Source organism: Methyloceanibacter sp. (genome assembly GCF_058506495.1).
In genome coordinates this window covers 1-4,470 of the sequence record NZ_JBZMXT010000126.1, presented here as the reverse complement: position 1 = coordinate 4,470, position 4,470 = coordinate 1, and the positions used below count along the sequence as shown (strand labels likewise).

Genomic DNA, 4,470 nt, shown 5'->3' with positions numbered 1-4,470 from the left:
GAGAATACGACGGCTTTCAATACCTAGCGGCCTTCGCATTCGACCACTCGGATGTCCGATTCTGGGAGCAAAGCGGAGACAAGGGGTCTGTCCCCAAATGTCCGCTAATGACCCAAGGCGGACATCAGTTTCGCAGACTGCTAGGGTCCAGCGACAAGTTTGGAGTTAAAGTTCGTGGGAGGAAGAAATGGTTTCGAGGAGCAAAATGGCTATGGGGCTTGCAGCACTTGTGAGCTGCGCGGTCACGGTCGGAACGACGGTCGCCGAAGAGGCTACGCCGGGTTTCAATACTAAAATCCCGGAGTCAATTCTGACACCGGATACTGTCGACACCAAAGTCGGTACGTTGAAGTTCTTCGACGGTATACCCGACGCTGATGCGGCCAAGGCTCTTTTTGCTAACCTTGACCTGAATCGTGGACTGCAAACCATATTAAACGGGATGCCGGCCTCAAATTTCGAGGCGGGACGAAGGGGTCACATTGCGCTCGGCCAAGAGAAGGCCAACCAGGCCATTATCTTTGATGGGCTGATGGATAGCAGTTCACTGTTCCTGACGGGCAATGCCGGGACAGTCTATCTCACCATGTTTCTCGACTTAGAACGCGATGGACCAACCGTGGTGGAGATCCCGGCCGGAACGGGCCCCGGTATCATGATTGACTCCTTTTCCCGTAACATCGTCGACATGGGCCCTCCCGGGCCTCACAAGGGAAATGGCGGAAAGTTCCTGATACTTCCTCCCGGTTATGAGAAAGAGGACTTAGATGGCCTCGTTCCGCAAGGTGATTTCACGATAGCGGAGTCGCGCAGTTATGCAGTCTGGGTCCTGCTGCGCGGGTTTTTGAAGGACGGAAAGCCGGATTACTCCAGCAAACTGTTCAGGGAGGGAGTGAAAATCTACCCGTTAAAGGCTGCCGCCAATCCGCCAGCGATGGAATTCATCGAAGGGACGGGAGCCGCCTTCAACACGGTTCACTCTGCGAGGTACGAGTTCTTCGAAGAGCTTCATAGCGTGGTCGACCGTGAGCCGCTCGAATTCATAGATCCTGAACTGCGCGGTCTCTTTGCGTCCATTGGTATCCAGAAGGGCGAGCCGTTTGCCCCGGATGGCAGGATGAAAAAGATCCTCGTTCAGGCAGCGAAATTAGGCAATGCAACGGCGCGAGCATTGTTCTGGTACGAACGAAACCAGGAAGAGTTTCTATACAAGGATAGCTACTGGAAGCGTGGCATGATCGGTAACTCCTACGAGTACCTCAAAGATCAGGGCATGGGCGGCCGCGATATAGATGCAAGAGCGCAGTACTTCTACATGGCGACCTTCAACTCGCCAGCCATGGTCTGGAAGTTGATCGGAAAGGGCTCGCAATATGCGTGGGGCTACCTGGACGAGAATGGCAACTACCTGGACGGCGGCAAGTCCTACAAACTGAACCTTCCAGGAGATGCGCCAGCGGAGAAGTTTATGTCGATCGTGGTCTACGACTCACAGACGCGTTCGATGTTGCAAACCGATCAGCCCTATCCGAACAAGAACAACAAGCGAGACAAACTGCTCACCAATGATGACGGGTCGATTGACATTTACTTCGGACCAGAAGCCCCTGAAGGCAAAGAAGCCAACTGGATTCAGACCGTGCCGAATAAGGGGTGGTTTGCACTGCTTCGGCTCTACAGCCCAACTGAGGCGTGGTTCGACAAGACCTGGCGACCGGGTGAAATTGAGTTAGTCGAGTAACGGCTCAGCTTTCGAGGCGAAGCGCGACCCTGCCTTGTTGGTCGCGCCCGTCCGCTCGTGGCAATTAACGGATATCGTTTCCGAGGCCGGGATATCTGTTCTTGAGTGTAAAGCGGACGGTGGGAGGTTGGTATTCGGAGGTCCAATACGCCTCCGCACACGGGACAGGAGCAAAGCCTCATGAAGTTCTTCGATTGCAAGACTGCACCTAGCGCGCGGCTCGTCCGCATGTTCATCGCCGAGAAAAACCTCGACATCGAGACTGTTGAAATTGATCTTCGTTCTGGTGCTCACCTACAGGCGGACTTCACGGAGAAGAATCCCTACTGCACCGTACCCGTTCTCGAAACCGAGACTGGCCTGCACCTCACATCGTCTCAGGGGTGCTGGCGCTATCTTGAAGCCCACAAGCCCTTACCACCGTTACTGGGAACGAACCCTGAAGAGAAGGGACTGATTGCAGACCGCATTTGGCGAGTTGATCTCGACGGCTTCTATGCGATAGCTGAGGCAATTCGCAACGAGCTGCCCGGTTTCAAAGACCGTGCGCTAACCGGGCCTATCGACTACGACCAAATCCCCGAGCTTGCCCGACGTGGAGCGGCACGGGTCGCTCACTTCCTTGAGACATTCGAGGCCCATCTTCTTAGAGGGGACGACTACGTCGCGGGCGCCAGCTTTTCAGCAGCGGATATCATGGCATTCGTCACTATCGAATTCGCTGGTTGGTTAAAGCTTGAGTTACCGCCCAGCGCCGAACGTGCTCATGACTGGTACAAACGGATCAATGCCCGACCAAGCGCTGCTTTGTGAGAGCAAAACCTGCGCATCCGGCCCCCCGGCATGACAAGTAGGATTCTTTGATGAGCGAGCCAGTCGACTTCCAATCGCGCCACGTCCACTGTTGGCACGTCGCTGACGTCAATGATGCGGATGAGAACGTCTGCTGACGGATGAAAGGCGGTCGTCCAGGCCCGAAAGCCCGATGCCGGCTAATGACCCGAACCAGATCATGCGGCATCCGGAGGCGATTTTTATACAACCAAGTCTGTCGGGCTTGGGCCAAGAAGGTTGAAGAATTAAGAGGACTGTTGATGCAGATGCTTAGCAACTTAGCCTTTTCGCCCCGCGGCATCTTTCCTGTCTCGGGGCCTTTTTTGCCTTAACGCGCTCTCAATGCGGATCTCTTCGATATTAGTCCTCTCTGCGAAATCGCATGGTTTCCGCAAAGTGGTACAGCCAACGAAGCTAAGCAGGTGGCCTCGTCACTCAGCTGCTAAGCCTATGCCCGTGGCATACACCTGGTTAGCAACCCCACAAGCTCAGATTGACGATGAACGCTGAGCTTTGAAAAAACCGATTTGAGCTCGTGACGGGCTGTATGCTTCTTGATGCTGGATTCCTTCGCCACGGCATCGAGGCTCTTACCATTCGCAAGACCAACGGCCAAACGCGCTTCTGCTGAGGTCAGGTGGAAGAGCTGACAAAGGTCGTCCGCAGAGAGGGCCATAGACTTATCTAAGTCGGTGAATGTCAGGATCGCCTTGTAACTGCCGAAGATATCCTTCGAGACGCAGTTGAGCCGCAAACCTGAGACAAGCAACGGGTGACGCTTGTCTCCTCGCTGGATGGATACAAGCGGGGCGCAGGAAACGGCTGGTGCACCAGCATGGAGGAACTGAGAAAGTTTCCGATCTAGATCTTGTCTGACTGCTCGATCGGAACAAACGATTTTGCCATGACGACAAGTGACCTCAGCCCCTTGGAAGAGTCGCTCTGCTTCCTGGTTCATACTCCGCATGCAGCCACATTCGTCCACCCAAGCAGCGGGCATCGCAAGCACATCAAGAATAGCCAATATGGCTTCGGCCTGTGCGATGCCAATCGAGTGTATTTCGCTTGCCGCAGTCGAAAGGAACGACGACAACTGGCCGAGTCTCTTAAGCTCTGTCCTGGAGAAAGGCCCTTTTTCAGCCGAACGCTCAAGGACAAGGCACCAGGGCTCATCACCAGCGGTGACCTTTACCCCCGTGAAATACGGAAATTTTTCGTGCTCAAAGATCTGTTCGCAACAGGGCGTTTGATACAAACCGCAGCCACGGCGTTCTTCAGGTTTCCTATAGTCACCAGATCCTAAAACGGCTTTGCGTGACAGCTGTGCAATACGCCGCGCGCTTAGGTGGCATTGCCGCCAGTGGTCGATCACGGTGGCCTCTGAGTTCGGATCAAAGCATTTGCCGATCAGCCCTACCGAGGCTTTACCTTGTGAGAAGGGGACGTGGACTACGTTTTCGAAAGCTATCGCCTCAGCCACGGTGTCTAAAGCCACGTTCCACTGAGAGCGGCTTGCTTCTCCAGAAGCAGACCCAGTAGATGGAGGTTGCGGACTATCACGCATGCGATACCTTCCCCGACCTATTGAACTCTTTGGCTTCTTTTTCCGGCGACAGGCGTTCGACGAGCTGACTACACGATCGACGCCAGCGCTGTGGCATTGACCACAGAAAATGTAGGACTCCGTATTAGTGATGTGCTGTGACGCTCTTCACACATTCCGATACTAGATGGCTCGGTGCGAAATGTGCGAGGTCACCCAAGCTAAGCATACCAACCATTCGCTTTCTGTTGTTTATCACGGGTAATCTACGCAGCTTGAGCTGCTTCATATGTCGCACCGCCTTCGCAAGATCGTCATCTTCTCGGCAGCAATGAATTCCTGGGGTCATAAC

4 protein-coding genes are annotated in these 4,470 nt (G+C 54.3%); 2 read left to right on the top strand and 2 right to left on the bottom strand.

All coding sequences use genetic code 11. The features are described from left to right. Nucleotides 1–211: 211 nt before the first annotated feature. Together AC33YF_RS12985 and AC33YF_RS12980 are read left to right on the top strand one after the other, a co-directional pair. A complete protein-coding gene (locus AC33YF_RS12985; RefSeq protein WP_491777631.1) occupies nucleotides 212–1,741 on the top strand; it encodes a DUF1254 domain-containing protein in 1,530 nt (509 codons plus the stop codon). 180 nt (nucleotides 1,742–1,921) lie between these two features. Then, nucleotides 1,922–2,554 (top strand): glutathione S-transferase family protein, encoded by a 633-nt coding sequence (locus AC33YF_RS12980; RefSeq protein WP_491777630.1) that lies wholly within the window; start codon nucleotides 1,922–1,924, stop codon nucleotides 2,552–2,554. Nucleotides 2,555–3,023: 469 nt separating this feature from the next. On the opposite strand, the gene AC33YF_RS12975 is transcribed toward AC33YF_RS12980, so the two are convergent. Further along, entirely contained in the window at nucleotides 3,024–4,070 is a 1,047-nt protein-coding gene (locus AC33YF_RS12975) for a helix-turn-helix transcriptional regulator (protein ID WP_491777629.1), read from the bottom strand. A 193-nt stretch (nucleotides 4,071–4,263) separates the two neighbouring features. Continuing rightward, the gene (locus tag AC33YF_RS12970; protein ID WP_491777632.1) at nucleotides 4,264–4,467 is read right to left on the bottom strand and encodes a CBS domain-containing protein; all 204 of its coding nucleotides are present in this window, start codon (nucleotides 4,465–4,467) and stop codon (nucleotides 4,264–4,266) included. Between the last annotated feature and the right edge of the window lie 3 nt (nucleotides 4,468–4,470).